The following is a 16762-nucleotide window of genomic DNA, read 5'->3' as shown; positions in this document are numbered from 1 at the left end:
AAGTGTGGGTCCGGTGCGGAGGGCGATGCGCCATCTGTAACCGTTACCTCCTGGACGGGGGAATGACCGCCAGGACGTTACGGCTGGGCGAACTCGCCCATATCGTCGGCAGGCGTGACAATGCTCTCTCGCCGAGAGGTGAGAGCGAACTGGATCACCGGGAGTCGGCTGACAACTTGATACTGGTCTGCGCGGACGAACACGACGAGTTCGATGCGCCCGGAGCCTTGGACGTTTTCACCGTCAACGTGCTCAGAGAGCTGAAGTACTCGCACGAAGACCGTATCCGGCACCTCACAGGTCTTGGCGAAGACCGCGCGACCACCGTGCTCCGCATGGTGGGTCAGGTCCATGGTCGAGAGGTCGAACTGTCCAGGCAGACAGCGGCAACGGCCGTAGTCGCCGCTAAGCGGTATCCGTTGTTCCTGGAGTCGTACTCCCGGCACGGCATCGAGATTGATCTACGTCACCTGCCCGGTGAGTCCACCCGGCCAGGGGACACACGTTGGGATGCAGGAGAGCGGGGCCGCACCTACCACCGCCAGGCCACGGCAGTCATTGATGATGTGATCGAGCACCAGTTGAAGCGGGGTATCGCCCGCGACAATGTAAGGCACCTCAGCGTCTTCGGCTTCGCCCGGCTTCCCTTGCTGGTCTATCTCGGCTCACGTCTCGATGACACGGTACCCACCGAAATCTTTCAGCGCCGCCGTCATGATGAGTCCTGGTCCTGGCAGGACACGGCTCCGATCGTTGACTTCGCAACCCACCTCGATCACGCGGCCCCGCACGGGCCCGAGGAAGTGGTCGTGCTGAGCGTCTCGGGCACCGTCAACCCGGAAGAGATACCTGCTGAGCTGACAGGCCTGCGCCGTTTCCGCATCAGCCCCTCATCGGTGCCAAGTGCCCCTGACATTCTCGCCAACCGAGGTTCTTTGGAGCGCTTTACCGCCTGTGTCCGCTCCCTCCTCGCCGACTTGGAGGCGGCTCCCCAAACCGTCCGTCGGCTGCATGTGATCCCTGCTCTCCCGATGTCCGCAGCCATAGCTCTCGGGCGTCTCCACCATCTGCAGGTGCATCCTCAGTTCGCGATCTATGAGCGGCTGGACGGCAGATACTGGCGCACGCTGGACGTTGGTCTGGGAGTGGACGAGAGAGAAGGTGGAACTCCTGTGAGACCGGTCCTCAGGAGTATGGGAGGAAGTGGTGGGCCGGTCGTCCATGCGCGTGCGGCAGCGCGCAGAGATGTGTACCGGAGACTCCGGCGCTCAGATGAGGACCCAGGAGAGTAACCAGACTGGCTGCCACCGCGGCCGTATCCGCAGCTGAACCGTGGAAGGTGGGCACCGAACAGCCGCGAGTGGGAATCAACTCGTCGTCTTCGAATGGCTCCTGCCACAAAGGGTGGTAGAGCTCCAGCTTGGAATCTTTCAGGACCTCAGGACCGGCCTGGCGGTCGACGGTGGCCGGCCCGACACGGTCGGCACGGGCCGACACGGTTAGGATGCCCAAGCTCCCGGTCCGGGTATCGGTGGCTATCTGGGCAAGGAGAGCACTGCGCCTCGGGTGGTCAGCAAGTACGTCCAAGAGCCGACCGACAGAAACGCTCACCGTGGCATCAATGACGACATCGGCTGTGGTTACGGCTCGCTTAGCTTCCTTGCGTGAGAGCTGAGGTGTGACATTGACGATGAGACCATCGCTGATGGCTCTCAGACGGCGAGTCAAAGCCTCCGCCTTGATACTCCCGATATCGTTCTCCGAGTAATTCTGGCGAACGAGAAGGCCACCGGAAATGGTTCCCGGGTCACACAGGGTGATCTCTGCAGCTCCGGCGCGGGCTACGAATTCGGCTGCCCAGGACCCAATGCCACCACATCCCCACACGTGGACGTTCTTGCCGAGGAACGCGCTGATGGGCCGGTTGGTGTCCCGTCGAGTCGTTACTGCCGGGCGTTCGTCTGACATCCTGCACCACTCGATGGGAGCCTCCAAGTCGGCCGCGCCGAGGCTGCGAACGGCAGTGCCGGTACCGTGCTGCCTCACTTTCTGACGAAGAACGTTGGCAGTTGACGGGGCCACGCGACCTCCTAGCAGATGGTGAGGGCCTCCCCTCGGATGGGGCACGGCCAGGACGAAGTACTGCGGAGCGTCGTGTGGACTCTTGGCAGCGACAGCCGTCAGAGCAGTCAGGAAAGCTGCGGATTGCGCGGGCAGACTCGAAGGCCGGGCCGTCTCCTGGGAGGGTGGCCGGGCGGTGAGGAGGACGAGAAGTTCACCAAGCGTGCTGCCCGCCCCGTAAGGCATGCAGCTCGCGGTGGTGAGGACCGGGACCCGTATGCAGTCTTCACCACCGCTCTCGTAGGTCAGGTCCAATCGATGAGGCGACCTGGGCTTCAGCCATGCGAGCTGGAGGTTTTGATCAGAACCGGACTCGCGGGCCACGATGGTCGGTGTACCCGAGGTTTGGTGCAGCACTCCGCCGACGGCGTGATACATCGCTGTGGCGGCGTCGAAGCGGCCCGCCGAGGCGTCCGCCAGCCACTGCCAAAGCCGGTTGAGGAGGGCGGTGATGCCACCTGCCGGATCCCACTCACGGGAAGGATCCAAGTACAGGCACAGCCGTCGGCCTTGAAGCACGTGCGGATAGCCGACGAATCGGTCATGAACGACTTCCACCATGGGAGCCTGCAGCGAGTCGTCGGGCACCACTACGAAGAAGTCTTCGTCGTCCTCCAGCGGGAGCCCCCCTTCTGCTGCGGGCAGTCCGGCGGTATGCAGCCGCAGCCCGAAGCCAACAAGTCCACGTGCGGTTGTCACCGTCTGGTCAGTGATGCGCAGATCGTGCGGTTGCAGTGCAGCCAGGGTTCGGAGGTCACTCAGAACCCTGGCCTGCCACGCTGTCATGCCTGGCCGGGCCGGCTTGCGTTTTGTCATCCCGCTCGCCCGCTCCTGGGCACCGTCGCGATAGCAGAGGCCGGTACGACGAACTTGGAGCCGGCTGCCGCAACAGGTGCCTGAAAACGATCACCGAACACCTTTTGCCACAGCCGAACGCTCTTCGCTGGATCGCTCTCCTCGTAGGCGAGCTTGATCTCTGCCGCATGGGCATGGATACGGTCCCGGAAGTATGCGTAGGCGGTCTGGTCCCACCGGTGGTCGAAGGTCACCCCGGAGCCCGACGGGTCGGGAATGGACGGCTTGTAGGGACGCAGTTGAAGCCAGTCGTCGAGGTCGCTGACGATGTGCAGCAAGGCGGTGGGGACGTTCCCGTAGTAGCCGGGGTCGGTGAACTTGGAGATCTCGGACACCCGCTCGCCGAGCAGGGTCGTCAAGATGATCGACCTGGTGCCGGTGAAGGACCCCTTGTGGTCGCGCAGATACTTCATCAACCTGATGACCTTGCGGAGGTTACCCTCGGCAATCTTGTCTTTTGTCTGCATCCATGCGGTGAACCCTGCCGGGTTGGTGTCCTCCCACCGGTCCTCGTCCCGGTTCACAATGACCTCGCGACCGCTGGCGAGCTTCACATAGGGGACGATGTCGACGTGCATCGAGTTCGCGTAACTGAGCTGGACGCACCGACATTTACGAGTGTGCGGCATGTCCTTGTAGATGCTGTGTCGGTGGATCGCAGCGTAGACGTTCTCGATGTACAGCTTCGGGCTGTGGGCCCAGTCGGCGTTCTCCTTCATGTCGAGCATGAAGTCGGCGTCGAACTCCTTGTTGCCGACCGGGTTGATGATCGTGCGCTGAGCCCATGAACCCTGCGGCTTCTTGCCAAGGATGAGGCTGCCGAGCTCCATGTCTGCTTTCAGTGCTGTGTAGATCGCGGTGACCCGCAGATCCAGCAGGTTCAGCTTGGCATCGCTGAGGTTCACGACTTCTTTGAGGAAGGTGCCGAAGTAGTTGATGTGCTGCATCTTCTCCTCCTGGAAAAGCGGAAATGCCCAATGAATGGAGTCAGTCCCTTGACTCCTCATCAATCACAGCACAGGGGCGGCAGGATGTGCAACATAAATTGAGGGACAGTTTGGCTGACATGTGAGCCCAGGTCAGCCCTCGGTGGACACTTTCCACGGCGGAGTCCTGGACGATTACTGGCCGGGGCCGGAGATGATGCCGAGGTTCATGAGTCGATAATTCATGGCAACCTCGCTCATTTTGAACTCGCGGGAGAGGTCTCTCACCAGCTCCTGTGTGGTTCGGAACCTCGTGCGCCACACGGCCTCGCGCACCATCGCTTCAGGAGCTAGTAGGGCAGAGGCGAACCGGTTGGCCTCGATCTCTTCCCGGTCTGTGGCCATGCTGGAGACGGTGTTGCGGTAGTTGATCCGCGTGTCCGTGTCAAGGATCAGAGGCCGACCCCGGTGCATTCGAAGATGCCCCAGCTCATGGGCGACGGTAAATCTTCTGCGCACGGACGGGTGGCTGCGGTTCACTCCGATCACCCGCTCACCGTCCCGGCGCAGCAGCATGCCGGACACGTCATCGGCCATGTCCTGTGGCACGACTAGCACGCCGAGATCTCGTGCAATCCACTCCGGGTCGATGGGCGCGCCCATGACGCCGCACTCTTCCAGCAGAGCCTTAGCTGCAACGTCAGCTCTGCCCATCGTCCACCCGCATCTTCTTTGCTGCGGACAGCACGGACGCCACCTCGGCGGCTAGGTGTTCGGGAAGGTCACCGACCTGGGACCCTGGCCCCAGTGGAGGCAGAAGGTCGGCTGGTTCCACATGCAGAGCTGCGGCGATCCGCGCAAGGCGGTAGGGAGGAGGTGCCTGAGTGCCCGACTCCATATTCGTGATCGACCCTCGTGACAGTCCTGCCTGGCGGGCCAAAAGTTCTTGGGTCAGCTCAGCCCGCTGCCGCGCCGCTCGGATGTTTCGTCCGACGGCCGCATTGAACGCCTGCTCGTCCACAGTGCTCCTCAGAGATGTCAGCCACGCTGACAACCTACTGCCCATTGCCCAGCTTCACTACCGGCCGATCCGAACATGTGGCCCGTTTCTCAGTCCGATCGTGTGCTCGTCCAACATAGGTCGTTTGAGTGTGACCTCGCTCCCTGCCAGAACCCCACGTGCGAGTTCGGAGCGCCCTTCGTCCATCAGGGGGTAGCTGTGCACAGGCCACGGGCATCACAGGTCGTGCACTGGAACCACGTACAGTCGGCGGAGGTGCCAGCCGTCACCCGTCCGCCTGGTCAGGATGGGGCTCTTCGGCGTAACCGTTCCTCTCGCTCGCAGAGTGGGAGGAAGCCATCCCTCGACCGTTGACTGCGGTACGGTCCTTCAGCCCATGGCAGCAGTCTGATCCGTGTCCAGATTGGCCAGTCACAGGAACCCGCCGACCTTTGCAGCCGTTTGCCGGAGTACCGGACTCGCCATCCGTCCACGGCGTGCGGCCCGCGATCCGCCGCTTCACCGGCGACAAGCGCGCTGTCCGCGTCGGCCCCCTGCGCTTCACACCGGACGAGCACTGCCGCCAACGCGAAGCCGCTGCGGAGCACGGTTACAAGGGCGAATCCGGTTTCGCGGCCGACATCGTCCTCGCCTTCGTCGTGGGACGCTTCACCGCCAACCTTCCGCTGTCTATGGACCGCCGCCGTACGCACGTGTTCCGCGCCCCCTGAACGGCCACCAACCTCGTCATCGAGGAATCGTGACCCGCACTTTGATGTGCCCCCGTCGGCAACGCTCCGACGTAGCTCCTTACTGAGCGTCCGCGGCGATCAGCGTGGAAGGCCTCATCAGCTGCACGGTGTTTCCACGAGCTCATCGACTTCGGCTGCCACTACGTGCCAGTCGATGGCAAGAGAGCAGGCGCCTTGCCAGTACCGGTGGAAGTGTCGGATGGCCCTGCTCCATCCCAGGGCGCTGACCTCAGGCGGAAGGCGTTGGAGAACGCGGCGAGTGACGCCGCCGGCCCCGCGGGCAGCCGGAGTGATGCCGGTGACGATTCCCGAGGACCTCCTTGACGAGATCCGAGCGGAGGCGGCTGAGCGCGGCCTGTCGGCGTATGTCGCCGAGGCGCTGCGAGCCAAGCGCGATCGGGATCGGCTGGTCGAACTCGTCGACTGGCTCGAGGCGGAGCACGGGCCCGTCACCGAGGACGAGCGGTCAGCCGCGCTCGATGAGCTGAGCCGTCTCGATGCCGAGCACGCGCACCGTCGGCCGGGCAGGGTCGGAGACGCCGCGTGAAGAAGCGAGGCGGTGAGCACGGGCCCCCGCTCAGGGTCTTCGTCCTCGACTGCGAAGCTCTGTCCCTCGCCGTACGCGGCGACCGGAAGATGATCACCTGGCTCGACCTCGCGGCCCGGGGCGAAGCGGACGTGGTGACCTCCCCGATGACACTGGTCGAGGCGTACGACGGCAGGACCACCGAGCAGCGCTGGGACTGGGTGCTCTCCCGGCTCAAGGTCGCCGACGTCGGAAAGGACGAGGCCCGACAGGCCCGTCGGCTTCTCGCTGATGCCAAGTTGCACGGTCGCAAGTACGCGATCGATGCGGTGCTCGCCGTGGTTGCACGACAGCAGAAGGGGCAGGTCACCGTCTTCACCTCGGACGTCGACGACCTGGGAAAGCTCGTCCCCGACACGATCGTCGTCAAGCGGGTATGACGCGGCCCGGTCTCAGTTCTGGTCTCGTTCAGCCGCGTCCGGGGCCGTCCACCACCCAGCAGGGCTGCCGCTTGAGCGCAGGTCAGAACGCCTCCGCTTCCGCGTATACGGCAACCTCTCGCGAGTTGGAAACCCGTATCCTCCGCCAGCGCAGAGGGCCGGACCGTGGTCGTGGTCCGGCCCTCTTGGTGTTCAGCGTTTCGGATTCGGGTGGCCGGCGGCGTGTGCGACGTCGGGCTACCAGGGGAGGGGGTCGGGGCGGCGGCGCCACCACCAGGGGGCGTTGTCCTCGTCGGGGACTTTCAGTGCTGGCTGCGTTTTGAGGTCCAGGTACCAGGCGGGGGCGGGGACGGTCAGGTTGATGAAATGGCGGTCCACCAGGTCCACCGCGGCCTCCAGCAAGTCGGCCGCCTGCTGGGGAAGCTGCTGTTGCAGGTCCTCCAGCTCGTCCCGCGCCGTGAGGTTTTGTACATACAGATCCGCCGGGTACCAACCCGCGGGAGCCCAGTCGTCCGTCATCGTCTGTACGAGCTGTTCCCATGCCCCCAGGTTCGTCGCAGCCGTCCAGTACGGGGAGCCGGTTTCGTCGGTTCGGCCCGTCCCCAGGGCATTCAGAGACGCAGCGAAGCGGTCGCTGACGGGCGTCGGCTTCTCCTGGTCCTGCACGATCTCCGGAAGTCGGATGACCTGAGCGTTCGGGAGGTCGGCGACAGGTGCCTCGACGGCATCGACCCGGTAGCCGGGCTCCTCGTCGTCCGGGTCGAGCAGCCGTGCCCGGGTGACGGTGCCGTCGGCGGTGGCGAGCCAATACGCGCTGGGCCGAATCGAGTCCGTCGGGTAGAGGACTGAGCGGCCGAGTACCCGCGCGAGCGCCGCGGCAAGTTCCGGCTCGGTCGGCTGCGGTTCAACGCTGTCGTGGGCGTAGATGTCCAGAGACGTCCGCACGTCGCCGCGGACCGCATGCGTCTCGCAGAGCACCGGCGCGTCCCAGTTCCGTGCGTCCTGGTCGGCGTTCTCGTCGGCCACGTCGACATCGCGGATGGGGAGGCCGAAGCACTCGGCAAGCGCTTCGGCAACGGCTCTTTCGCTCAGCGGCTCGGTGACGAGCAGGTTGTAGGTCATCAGTACGTCCCATCATAAACTGCCTGGGCTTTCTGGATGGCTTCCGGATTGTTGATGAAGCGTGGATTCTTCACGAGTGCTTGCCCGGCTGCGATGTCGGCGACGTCCTGATTCACCTGCTGCTGGTACCCGCGCAGGATCACGCTGTTTTTCGCCTTGCTTTCACCGGACTCCGCACCGGAGACGGTGTGCCGTGAGTTGGGCGGCAGCAGTGATTTTCCCTTTGCGGACCCTTACACCGCGTCGGACACGGGCCAGGGGCCCCTCCCGGGGCCGGCGCCGCCGCCCTCCCCGGTGCGCATCAGCATGCCGAGGTCGTCGTAGCCGGCCGTCGGCCGCGCCTAACCCGCCGCCGAAGACCACTGCGTAGAGCGCGGCGTCGGTCGCCTCGTCGAAATTGAGGCCGCTGCTCTCGCCGCTGACCATCGCGATGGGCTGCGTGACGGCGAGGCCGACGGTGACCGATTCGACGCCGGCGATGGCGGCGGTGGCCAGCGTGGTGCCGCCGACGATCTCCAACTTGTGCTCCGGTTGCGTCACCGCGCTGTGCACGCTGTCGGCGTACTGGTCGAGGTCGTCGCCAGGTCGTGGGCGCCGTCGATCGTGTCCTGGAGCCAGCCGCGCCCGTGTTCTGCTCGATCAGCGTGCGGGCCGACGTGTTCGCCGCGGCCGTGAGCGTCTCCACGTCGTCGGCGAAGGTGCGCCATGCGGTGGACGCGTCCCGTAGACCGCCCGCGTCGGCGTCCGGCCACCACATGCCGGTCAGCTTCATGACGATCTTCTTGGCCTCGTCGGCGACGCTCACTGCAGACCTCCCCCGGCGGTGTGCGGGGGAGGCTCCGGGCGTGGCCCGTTCCTGCTGAACATCGACCGGATCAGTTCCTTGTTGCCCACGTGGCCGCCCGCCATGTCGACCATCGCGTCGTGGATGCCGGCCAGGCCGAACGCCAGGACTTCGGCGGCCATCGTCATGCTGGTCACGTTCGGGAGGTATTGGTCCTCGAACTGCTTTCCCCGGTCGTCCGCGCCCCATGGCGAACCGGTTGCGACCGGGCTGCCCCCGCACATGAACTGCGGTCGGAAGTACGGAAAGTGGGGGAAGCGTGGCTTGAACGGGGGCTGCGGTGGCTTGGGTTCGGCGAGGAGCGGTCCGCTCCGCGGCTTGCGGGGGCAGCGACCGTCGGGCCGGCTGCCGGCGGTGGCGCTACGGTGCTGCGGTGACTGGCGCTGCGCGACGACCCCTGCTGTTCTTGGACGTCGACGGGCCGCTCATCCCGTTCGGTGCCACCCGGGAGCAGTTGCCGGACGGCTATCCGACGTACGTGCCGCAGGGGGCCGGTGCGAATCCGCTGCTGGCCAGGGTCGATCCCGGGGTCGCGTGGTTGCGCGGCGGGTAGCGGTTCTCGTCCCCGTCGTGGCCGGGGCAGGCCCGCGGGACGGGCCGAATCCTGGCCCGTGCCCTCTGCGTCGTCGCCGAGATCCTGCAATCCGGAGTTCAGCCCGCCCGCGGCAACGATCATGGCTACGGTGAACGTCCGACGCTGAGATCCTTTGGCGCCGACTCCTGTGGGGGGACGTTATGGGTAAACGCCGCGGCTTCTTCGCGGAGCTGAACTACCAGGCACAGCAGGCGGAGAAGCGCCGGCGCCAGCAGGAGGCCGCGGCCCACCGTGCTCATCTCGCGGCGCAGCGGCAGGCGGAGCGGGCGGCGAAGGCGTACGAGCGCGCGCAGGTGGTGGCGGCGCGTGCCTCCGCCGCGGAGAAGAAGGCCGCAGAGCGTGAGGCCGCGCGGCTCCATGTGGAGGCCAGGCTCGCCGAGGTCGAGTCGATGAACGCCGACCTGGCCGGCGACCTCGCCGACATCGACGGGCTGCTCGTGTGGGCCCTGGACATGGACGACTACATCGATCTCGAATCCCTGAAGATCTCAGAGGTGGAGCATCCCCCGTTCGCGCCCGGAAGCCTGGCCGTCCCGGTCCCCCTGGTCCCGGAACCGGCCTATGCGCCTGAGCCTGCGTACGAGGAACCGCCCGCACCCGGCGGACTGTCCGCCATGCTCGGCGGTAAGAAGCGGCACCAACAAGCCGTCGAGGCGGCTCGGACCGCCTTCGCGGAGGCGCATCAGCACTGGGAACGGGCCAGGGAAGCTGCCCGCGGCAGGTACGAGAAGAAGACCGCCCAGCGCGAGAAGTCGGAAGCCGAGCGGCTGGCGGAGCTGTCGGCAGCCGAGGACAAGTACAGGCAGGAATGCGAAGAGCGCGAGGCCGAGGCGTCGGCGCACAACGCCGAGGTCGCCAAGCTCATCAATGACCTCGCCTTCGACGTCGAATCCGCCATCCATGACTACGTCGGCATGGTTCTGGCCAACTCGCTCTACCCCAAGGTCTTCCCGGTGACGCACGACCACGCGTTCAGCCTTGCGTCCCGCGAACTCTCCCTGAAGGTCAGCGTTCCGGAGCCTTCGTCCATGCCGTCGGTGAAGGCGTACCGGTACCTGAAGGGGAAGGACGAGATCACCTCGACCAACCTGTCCGTTCGCGAGAGGAAGGAGCGGTACGCGAACGCCGTCTGGCAGGTCGCGGTGCGCTGCCTGCACGAGGTCTTCGAGGCCGACCGCGCCGGCAAGATCCACTCGATCGCGCTGGCGGTCGGCGTCGAGACGATCGACACCGCGACCGGCCGCCCGACCACCGTCCCGCTGGTCGTTGTGGCGGCGGACCGCGAGACCTTCACCAGCTTCGACCTGACCAAGGTGATCCCGCAGGACACGTTGCGACACCTCGGTGCCGCGATGTCGAAGTCGCCGTTCGACCTGGCCCCCGCGGACACCAGCCGCGGCGTACGCGTTCGGGGACAGTGACGGTGCGCTTCAATCCGCCCCCAGGGTGGCCCACGCCGCCCGAGGGCTGGACACCCCCACCGGGATGGAACCCCGACCCCGCCTGGCCGGCCCCGCCGCCTGGCTGGCGCCTCTTCGTGCCCGACGACGGGCCCGAACCGGATGCCGACGCCGCCAAGTCCGTGGCCGGCACCTGGAGTTCGACGGGCCTGGCGCAGGGGGCGCAGGAAGCAGGGCAGGACCCCTCCGCCGACCCACCGCCCGCGCCGCCCTCCCACGGCGTCGACCCCGCGCCGCTGTTGGCCCGCATCGCCGACCTGGAGGCAGCGCTCGCAGCGGCGCGAGGTGGCGCCGGCCCCGTCGATCTCAGCGACCAGCGTGCGCTGCAGGACGTCGGCATCTATCGCTACCACCATCCGTTGGAGAACGCCGCGGCCTACAAGGACCGGTTGCGCAGCCTCGAAGGCGAGATCGGCGAAGCGGTCAAGAGCAGCCGCGCGATCCTCGCGGCCGACACGTTCACCTTCGACGGTTCCCTGGCCCGGGGAAGGAAGTTGGTCGGTGATCTGTCCAAGCTGATGCTGCGGGCCTACAACGCCGAGGCCGACAACTGCGTGCGCTCGCTGAAGTCGGGGAACGTGCGCACCGCGCTGCGGCGGCTGGAGTCGGCGGTCGCCGCGATCGAGAGGCTCGGGGCGATCATGGAGATGCGGATCAACCCCGAATACCACGCGCTGCGTATCCGCGAGCTCGAACTGACCGCCGACTTCCAGATGAAAGTGCGGGAAGAACGCGAACACGCCCGCCAGGAGCGGCAGCTCCTCCGCGAGCAGCGCAGAGCCGAGCAGGAGTTGGCCGCCGAGAAGGAACGGCTCGAAAAGGAAAGAGCGCACTACGTCAGCGCTCTCGCCGCTCTCCGCGCGAAGGGCGACGACGACGCCGTCACGGAACTCTCCAGCCGCCTCGCCGACATCGAGAAGGCCATCGCGGCGAACGACTACCGCTTGGCGAACATCCGCGCCGGATATGTGTACGTCATCTCCAACATCGGTGCGTTCGGCCCGGACATCGTCAAGATCGGCATGACACGCCGCCTCGACCCGATGGACCGGGTCCGGGAACTCGGCGACGCCTCCGTACCGTTCCGCTACGACGTGCACGCCATGTTCTTCTCCGAGGACGCGGTGACTCTGGAGGCGCAACTTCACAAGGCGTTCGCCGGCCGACGCGTCAACTTCGTCAACCTGCGGCGCGAGTTCTTCTTCGCCACGCCGTCCGAGGTCCGCGCACTCCTGGCGGACCAGGTGGGCGGCCTGCTCGAGTTCACGGAGGAGCCCTCGGCCGTCGAGTATTTCCAGAGTCGCGGCCGGTGGCCGTAGCACGGGCGTGCCCGGGGCCGGGCGCCTTGGGTTGGGGTGCCCGGCCTTGGGTGGGGGCTACTGGTGGGGGTGGAGGACGACCTTTGTGTAGCCCTCGATGCGCTTGTCGAACTTCTCGTACGCCGACGGGGCCTGGTCCAGGGGGAGTTCGTGGGAGACGACGAAGCTCGGCTTGGCCCGGTCCTCGATGATGAGGTCGCGCAGTTGGCGGTTGTAGCGCTTGACGTTGCACTGGCCGGTGCCCATGCGCAGGCCCTTTTCGAAGGCGCGGCCGATGGCGACCTGGAGCATGCCCTGCTGAGCGGACTTGTCGGGGCCGCCCGGGTCGCTGGGGACGTAGAGTCCGGGGATGCCCAGCGCGCCGGTGGGACGTACCGTCTCGATGAGCGAGTTCAGTACGGTGGCCGGCTCCTCGCGGTCGGCGGAGCCGGACTTGGCCTGGTAGCCGACGGCGTCGATGCCCTTGTCGGCGCCCTCGCCGCCGGTCTGCTCCTTGATCTGCTCCACCGGGCTGCCCTCGGCGAAGTTCACCGGGACCGCGCCGATCTCCTCGGCCTTCTGCAGCCGCTCGGGCACCCGGTCGACCACGAAGACCTTCTTCGCGCCCCGCAGCAGCGCCGAGTACGCGGCCATCAGCCCGACCGGCCCCGCGCCGTACACCGCGACGCTGTCGCCCGGCGAGACGTCGGCAAGCTCGTTGCCGTGGTAGCCGGTGGGGAAGATGTCGGCGAGCAGCACGAAGTCGCTCTCGTGCTCGGTGCCCTCGGGCAGCTTCAGGCAGTTGAAGTCCGCGTACGGCACCCGGAGGTATTCCGCCTGGCCGCCCGCCCAGGGGCCCATCGCGACGTATCCGTAGGCGCCGCCGGCGAATCCCGGGTTCACGGTGAGGCAGAAGCCGGTGTAGCCGGCCGTGCAGTTCCGGCAGAACCCGCAGGCGACGTTGAAGGGCATGACCACCCGGTCGCCCTTCTTCAGCGAGGTGACCCCGGCGCCGGTCTCCTCGATCACCCCGAGATTCTCGTGCCCGAACACGATGCCCGGCTCCGCCGCCGTACGCCCCTCGTACATGTGCAGGTCGGAACCGCAGATCGCGGTGGACGTGACCCGTACGACCACGTCGTTCGGGTGGTGGATCGACGGTTTGCCGACCTCTTCGACGGCTACCTCGAACGGTCCTTTGTAGACGACGGCCCTCATACGCGAACCTCCGATCGGCGGGTGCCTCACGTGATCTGGTTCTCATGCTCCCCCTCTGTGAGGAAGGGGACAAATCGCCTAAGCTCGGGCACACTATGCGCGTGCGGCCCCGGCTCCGGTCCGTGGGGTGCCCGCTCGTGCGCGACTGCGAGAGCGCAGGTGAACGTCCGTGACCCCACGCCGGGGAACGCTGCTCGTGCCGGTGCCCGGCCTGTCAGGGCACGTGTACCCGCCGGGCACGGAGATCGTCGTCAACGGCCGCGGGTCCGCCGTGGACGCCTTCGTCGGCGGCGACTGGCTGCCGGTCTCGTGGTGGGAGTTCGCCGAGGGCATCGAGGAAGCGCCCGCCGACGCCTGACCGCCGGAGTGACCGGAGTGATCGGAGTGATCGGGGGCGACTGCCGGTGAGTGCGGGTGATCCCCGGTGGCCGTGGGTGACCATGAGTGGCCCTGGGGTGGTCGCTCGGTCGCGGGCTCGGCCGTACGGGTGGACGTGCGGGGCGGGGCGATCCGATGGTGCAGGTCAACGGCTATCTGTGATCCCTGGGGTGCAAAATCTATGCTCGCCGCAGTAGACATTCGGGTGCGGCCTCAGTAATCTCGTAGGCGTCATACACGGTCGGGCCGGCCGCTCGTACAGCGGCCGGCCCGGAGGAAAGGACACAGCAGCAGACGCCGTCAGGATCGCCCGGTCCGAGGGGCCCTCGGGCCGGGTAACGCAAGACCCCGGAACGGAGGGTGGTCCCCGGTCACGCAGCCGCGATCCCCGCGTCCCGCCCGATGCCGGGCAGGGCGGCGGAAACGAGCGGCCGGCGCTCCCTGAGAACCGGCCGATGGTGTTCAATTTCCCTCGGGGCCCTGGTGCCGCACGGTGCCGGGGCCCCTCGACGCGCGTTGCACGACGAGGTGACATGGCAGCAGACAAACCGCTCAGCGATCGTCTGGACGACGACGACTACCCCGCCTACACCATGGGCCGGGCCGCCGAGATGCTCGGCACCACCCCGGGCTTCCTGCGGGCCATCGGCGAGGCCCGGCTGATCACCCCGCTGCGCTCGGAAGGGGGGCACCGGCGCTACTCCCGCTACCAGTTGCGGATCGCCGCCCGGGCCCGCGAGCTCGTCGACCAGGGGACGCCGATCGACGCCGCCTGCCGCATCGTGATCCTGGAAGACCAGCTCGAAGAAGCCCAGCGCATCAACGCCGAATACCGCCGCGCCGCGGACGAGGCGGCCGGCTCCCGCCCCGACCCGGGCTGACCGGCCCCGCGTGCCTACCCCCGGTGGGGGCAGGCTACCTACGCGCGGCGGGCCCACACTCGACGCCATGACCGCGAAAACGCCCCTCGGGGACTTCCTGCTCGCCCGGCGCTCCCGGCTGCGCCCGGACGACGTCGGGGTGGACACGTACGGCGAGCGCCGGCGAGTGCCGGGGCTGCGCCGGGAGGAGCTCGCGCTGCTGGCCGGGGTGAGCGCCTCGTACTACACGCGGCTGGAGCAGGGGGAGTCGGCGAGCGCGTCGGCCGAGGTGCTGGACGCGCTCGCCGGGGCGCTGCTGCTGGACGAGTCCGAGCGGCGCCATCTGCACGACCTGGCCCGTGCCGGACGCGGGCGAAGGCGGCGCCAACGGCCCGCGCCCGAGCGGGTGTCGGCGGCGACCCGGCAACTGCTGGACGTGCTCGGCGATGTGCCGGCGATCGTCCTGGGCCGCCGCAGCGACGTGCTGGCGTGGAACCGCCCCGGACACGCGCTGTTCGCCGGGCACTTGGACCCGGACGCGCCGCAACTGCCCCGGGAACGCCCCAACATGACCCGGCTGGTGTTCCTCGACCCCCACGTCCGTGAGCTGTACGCGGACTGGCCGAGCAAGGCCGCGGCGGCGGTCGGCGGGCTGCGCCTGGTGGCCGGCCGGCATCCGGAGGACGTGGCGGTGCATGCGCTGGTCGGCGAACTGTCCGCCAAGAGCGCGGAGTTCGCGTCGCTGTGGGCCGACCACCGGATCCGGGCCTGCACCGTCGCCGAGTACGAGATGCGTCATCCGCTGGTCGGTTCGCTGACCGTGACGCAGCAGACGCTCAGCAGCGGGCCGGGGCCCGCCGTGGTGGTCGCCACGACGCCGCCGGACTCGCCCTCCCGGGCGGCCCTCACGCTGCTCGCGCGGGCCACCGCGCACTCCGGCCTTCCCGCCGGGCCGGTACGGGCCGGGGCCCGCGCCGGCCGGGAGTGACCCCGCCGTACGGCATCCCCTCGCCTCCTGACCGCCGTACGCGAGCGACCCCGCCGTACGGCACCCCGCCACCCTTTCCCGCCGGCCCCGCCCGGCGACCGTAACGACCCCGAACAGGGAGAAACCATGTCCACCAAGCTCTTCCGCTCCGCCCTGACGGCAGCCCTCCTGCTCGCGGCGGCGGCATCCGCGACCGCCCCCACCGCCGCCTCGGCCGCCACCCCACCGCTCACCCGCGCCCGGATAGCCCAGCACTTCGACCTCGCCGGGGGCCAGACGCCGGAGAACATCGCCATGGCGCCGGACGGCGACGCGTACGTCACCTTCGCCGCGGGCCGGCAGCTCGCCAGGATCTCGCCCACGGGTGCCGTACGGGTCCTCGCCACGCTGCCCGAGCCCGCGGACGGCGGCGTCCACACCCCCGCGCTGGGCTTCCCGCTCACCACCGGCGTCGTACGGGCCGGCGACGGCACGCTGTACTTCCTGTACGCCACCGGTACCGCCGACCTCACCGGCGTGTGGCGGCTGCGGCCCGGCGGACGGCCGCAGCGGATCGCCGCGCTGCCCGCGAACGGCCTGCCCAACGGGCTCGCGCGGGACCCGCGCACCGGCACGCTCTACGTCACCGACTCCGTGCTCGGCACCATCTGGAGCGTCCCGGCCGCCGGCGGCACCCCCACCGCCTGGTCCACCGCGCCCGAGCTGGCCGCCGCCGGATTCCTCGGCGCCAACGGCCTGAAGCTCCACGACGGCGCCGTATGGGCGTCCAACCTCGACCAGGGCACCGTCCTGCGCATCCCCGTCCTCCCCGACGGCCGCGCCGGCACGCCACGCACCCGGGCCACCGGCCTGACCGGCATCGACGACTTCGCCTTCACCGGCCGCGGCGACCAGCTCCTGGCCACCCTCGACAGCCCGAGCGAGGTCGCCCTCGTCCAGCCCGACGGCACCCACTCCATCGTCCTGACCTCGGCCGACGGACTGCAGAACCCCACTTCACTCGCCCTGCGCGGCGACACGGTCCACGTCCTGAGCGCCGCCTACCTCACCGCGCACGACCCCAACCTCCTGCTCGCCCGCCTCACCAGGTGACAGCGGACTCCCGGGCGGAGGGGGTGGCAGTGCACACTGGGAGCAATGACAAAGCCCGATGCTCCGAAACGACACTTGCCCACCAGTCCCTTCAAAGCCCCGGTCGTCCCCACGGCCAAGCATTTCGCCGTGGGCGACCAGGTCACACATGACGTGTACGGCCTCGGCCGGGTGATCGACACCGAGGAGGGGGTCGCGGCGCTCGTCGACTTCGGTTCGTCGCGCATGCGCATCCTCAGCCCGTACACCAAGATGACCAAGCTCTAGCGCCGCACCGATCCCTTGGC

General features: G+C 67.9%; 20 protein-coding genes and 1 pseudogene. 12 read left to right on the top strand and 9 right to left on the bottom strand.

Translation table 11 applies throughout. The features are described 5' to 3' along the window. The first annotated feature begins 62 nt into the window (after nt 1-62). Nucleotides 63-1292, top strand: a complete 1230-nt coding sequence (locus HCN08_RS14565) for an SAVED domain-containing protein (protein ID WP_322974443.1) — start codon at nt 63-65, stop codon at nt 1290-1292. Here the strand turns inward: HCN08_RS14565 and HCN08_RS14560 are convergent. The 4 genes from HCN08_RS14560 to HCN08_RS14545 form a co-directional block, all read right to left on the bottom strand. Beyond that, nucleotides 1186-2937, bottom strand: a complete 1752-nt coding sequence (locus HCN08_RS14560; protein ID WP_167983463.1) for a ThiF family adenylyltransferase — start codon at nt 2935-2937, stop codon at nt 1186-1188. The two genes, HCN08_RS14565 and HCN08_RS14560, sit on opposite strands and share 107 nt — an antisense overlap. Beyond that, the gene (locus tag HCN08_RS14555; RefSeq protein ID WP_167983462.1) at nt 2934-3923 is read right to left on the bottom strand and encodes a nucleotidyltransferase; all 990 of its coding nucleotides are present in this window, start codon (nt 3921-3923) and stop codon (nt 2934-2936) included. The genes HCN08_RS14560 and HCN08_RS14555 overlap by 4 nt, the downstream gene beginning before the upstream one ends. Nucleotides 3924-4097: 174 nt before the next feature. Next, nucleotides 4098-4565 (bottom strand): ImmA/IrrE family metallo-endopeptidase, encoded by a 468-nt coding sequence (locus HCN08_RS14550; RefSeq protein ID WP_240970086.1) that lies wholly within the window; start codon nt 4563-4565, stop codon nt 4098-4100. Between the two features lie 37 nt (nt 4566-4602). Beyond that, entirely contained in the window at nt 4603-4923 is a 321-nt protein-coding gene (locus HCN08_RS14545) for a helix-turn-helix domain-containing protein (RefSeq protein WP_167983460.1), read from the bottom strand. 350 nt (nt 4924-5273) lie between these two features. Between HCN08_RS14545 and HCN08_RS14540 the strand changes: the two are divergent. From HCN08_RS14540 to HCN08_RS34785, 3 genes and pseudogenes are all read left to right on the top strand, one after another. Continuing rightward, nucleotides 5274-5627: pseudogene (locus HCN08_RS14540) on the top strand (plasmid mobilization relaxosome protein MobC); the annotation flags it as partial. A 319-nt stretch (nt 5628-5946) separates the two neighbouring features. Further along, nucleotides 5947-6201: a CopG family transcriptional regulator gene (locus HCN08_RS14535; RefSeq protein WP_167983459.1), complete on the top strand. Its 255-nt coding sequence runs from the start codon at nt 5947-5949 to the stop codon at nt 6199-6201. Beyond that, nucleotides 6198-6620: a PIN domain-containing protein gene (locus HCN08_RS34785; protein WP_167983458.1), complete on the top strand. Its 423-nt coding sequence runs from the start codon at nt 6198-6200 to the stop codon at nt 6618-6620. The genes HCN08_RS14535 and HCN08_RS34785 overlap by 4 nt, the downstream gene beginning before the upstream one ends. Nucleotides 6621-6857: 237 nt before the next feature. Here HCN08_RS34785 and HCN08_RS14525 read toward each other — a convergent pair whose 3' ends face one another. The 4 genes from HCN08_RS14525 to HCN08_RS14510 form a co-directional block, all read right to left on the bottom strand. Next, nucleotides 6858-7742 (bottom strand): hypothetical protein, encoded by an 885-nt coding sequence (locus HCN08_RS14525; protein WP_167983457.1) that lies wholly within the window; start codon nt 7740-7742, stop codon nt 6858-6860. After that, entirely contained in the window at nt 7742-7885 is a 144-nt protein-coding gene (locus tag HCN08_RS14520) for a hypothetical protein (protein ID WP_167983456.1), read from the bottom strand. The genes HCN08_RS14525 and HCN08_RS14520 overlap by 1 nt, the downstream gene beginning before the upstream one ends. A gap of 19 nt (nt 7886-7904) precedes the next feature. Continuing rightward, the gene (locus HCN08_RS14515) at nt 7905-8294 is read right to left on the bottom strand and encodes a hypothetical protein (RefSeq protein ID WP_167983455.1); all 390 of its coding nucleotides are present in this window, start codon (nt 8292-8294) and stop codon (nt 7905-7907) included. 249 nt (nt 8295-8543) lie between these two features. Then, complete coding sequence (locus tag HCN08_RS14510) at nt 8544-8723, bottom strand: hypothetical protein (RefSeq protein ID WP_167983454.1); 180 nt, start codon at nt 8721-8723, stop codon at nt 8544-8546. A gap of 236 nt (nt 8724-8959) precedes the next feature. Here HCN08_RS14510 and HCN08_RS14505 point away from each other — a divergent pair, with 236 nt between their 5' ends. The 3 genes from HCN08_RS14505 to HCN08_RS36565 all read left to right on the top strand — a co-directional run bounded on the left by HCN08_RS14505 (nt 8960) and on the right by HCN08_RS36565 (nt 11960). Continuing rightward, nucleotides 8960-9139 carry a hypothetical protein gene (locus HCN08_RS14505; protein ID WP_167983298.1) on the top strand — a complete coding sequence of 60 codons (180 nt, stop codon included), beginning with the start codon at nt 8960-8962 and terminating at the stop codon, nt 9137-9139. Between the two features lie 182 nt (nt 9140-9321). Then, nucleotides 9322-10602 (top strand): DUF1682 domain-containing protein, encoded by a 1281-nt coding sequence (locus tag HCN08_RS14500; protein WP_167983453.1) that lies wholly within the window; start codon nt 9322-9324, stop codon nt 10600-10602. A gap of 116 nt (nt 10603-10718) precedes the next feature. Then, nucleotides 10719-11960, top strand: a complete 1242-nt coding sequence (locus HCN08_RS36565; protein WP_206318775.1) for a DUF4041 domain-containing protein — start codon at nt 10719-10721, stop codon at nt 11958-11960. A gap of 57 nt (nt 11961-12017) precedes the next feature. On the opposite strand, the gene HCN08_RS14490 is transcribed toward HCN08_RS36565, so the two are convergent. Next, the gene (locus HCN08_RS14490) at nt 12018-13157 is read right to left on the bottom strand and encodes a glutathione-independent formaldehyde dehydrogenase (RefSeq protein WP_167983451.1); all 1140 of its coding nucleotides are present in this window, start codon (nt 13155-13157) and stop codon (nt 12018-12020) included. 169 nt (nt 13158-13326) lie between these two features. On the opposite strand from HCN08_RS14490, the gene HCN08_RS14485 reads away from it, so the two are divergent. The 5 genes from HCN08_RS14485 to HCN08_RS14465 all read left to right on the top strand — a co-directional run bounded on the left by HCN08_RS14485 (nt 13327) and on the right by HCN08_RS14465 (nt 16742). Further along, nucleotides 13327-13515 carry a hypothetical protein gene (locus HCN08_RS14485; RefSeq protein WP_167983450.1) on the top strand — a complete coding sequence of 63 codons (189 nt, stop codon included), beginning with the start codon at nt 13327-13329 and terminating at the stop codon, nt 13513-13515. A 553-nt stretch (nt 13516-14068) separates the two neighbouring features. Continuing rightward, nucleotides 14069-14416: a MerR family transcriptional regulator gene (locus HCN08_RS14480; protein WP_167983449.1), complete on the top strand. Its 348-nt coding sequence runs from the start codon at nt 14069-14071 to the stop codon at nt 14414-14416. A gap of 67 nt (nt 14417-14483) precedes the next feature. Further along, a complete protein-coding gene (locus tag HCN08_RS14475; RefSeq protein ID WP_167983448.1) occupies nt 14484-15383 on the top strand; it encodes a helix-turn-helix domain-containing protein in 900 nt (299 codons plus the stop codon). 126 nt (nt 15384-15509) lie between these two features. After that, entirely contained in the window at nt 15510-16475 is a 966-nt protein-coding gene (locus HCN08_RS14470; protein WP_167983447.1) for an SMP-30/gluconolactonase/LRE family protein, read from the top strand. Nucleotides 16476-16520: 45 nt separating this feature from the next. Continuing rightward, nucleotides 16521-16742 (top strand): hypothetical protein, encoded by a 222-nt coding sequence (locus tag HCN08_RS14465; protein ID WP_167983446.1) that lies wholly within the window; start codon nt 16521-16523, stop codon nt 16740-16742. Nucleotides 16743-16762: the final 20 nt, after the last annotated feature.

This window comes from Actinacidiphila epipremni, from assembly GCF_012034175.1.
GTDB classification, from domain to species: Bacteria; Actinomycetota; Actinomycetes; order Streptomycetales; family Streptomycetaceae; genus Actinacidiphila; species Actinacidiphila epipremni.
The sequence above is the reverse complement of the archived record's forward strand: the minus strand, read 5'-3'. Positions and strand labels throughout refer to the sequence as shown.

Excerpts from the sequence above, each read along its gene's own strand:
- HCN08_RS14565 (WP_322974443.1), top strand. The coding sequence starts at position 63 with ATGACCGCCAGGACGTTACGGCTGGGCGAACTCGCCCATATCGTCGGC.
- HCN08_RS14560 (WP_167983463.1), bottom strand. The coding sequence starts at position 2,937 with ATGACAAAACGCAAGCCGGCCCGGCCAGGCATGACAGCGTGGCAGGCC.
- HCN08_RS14555 (WP_167983462.1), bottom strand. The coding sequence starts at position 3,923 with ATGCAGCACATCAACTACTTCGGCACCTTCCTCAAAGAAGTCGTGAAC.
- HCN08_RS14550 (WP_240970086.1), bottom strand. The coding sequence starts at position 4,565 with ATGGGCGCGCCCATCGACCCGGAGTGGATTGCACGAGATCTCGGCGTG.
- HCN08_RS14535 (WP_167983459.1), top strand. The coding sequence starts at position 5,947 with ATGCCGGTGACGATTCCCGAGGACCTCCTTGACGAGATCCGAGCGGAG.
- HCN08_RS14525 (WP_167983457.1), bottom strand. The coding sequence starts at position 7,742 with ATGACCTACAACCTGCTCGTCACCGAGCCGCTGAGCGAAAGAGCCGTT.
- HCN08_RS14500 (WP_167983453.1), top strand. The coding sequence starts at position 9,322 with ATGGGTAAACGCCGCGGCTTCTTCGCGGAGCTGAACTACCAGGCACAG.
- HCN08_RS14490 (WP_167983451.1), bottom strand. The coding sequence starts at position 13,157 with ATGAGGGCCGTCGTCTACAAAGGACCGTTCGAGGTAGCCGTCGAAGAG.
- HCN08_RS14480 (WP_167983449.1), top strand. The coding sequence starts at position 14,069 with ATGGCAGCAGACAAACCGCTCAGCGATCGTCTGGACGACGACGACTAC.
- HCN08_RS14475 (WP_167983448.1), top strand. The coding sequence starts at position 14,484 with ATGACCGCGAAAACGCCCCTCGGGGACTTCCTGCTCGCCCGGCGCTCC.
- HCN08_RS14470 (WP_167983447.1), top strand. The coding sequence starts at position 15,510 with ATGTCCACCAAGCTCTTCCGCTCCGCCCTGACGGCAGCCCTCCTGCTC.
- HCN08_RS14465 (WP_167983446.1), top strand. The coding sequence starts at position 16,521 with ATGACAAAGCCCGATGCTCCGAAACGACACTTGCCCACCAGTCCCTTC.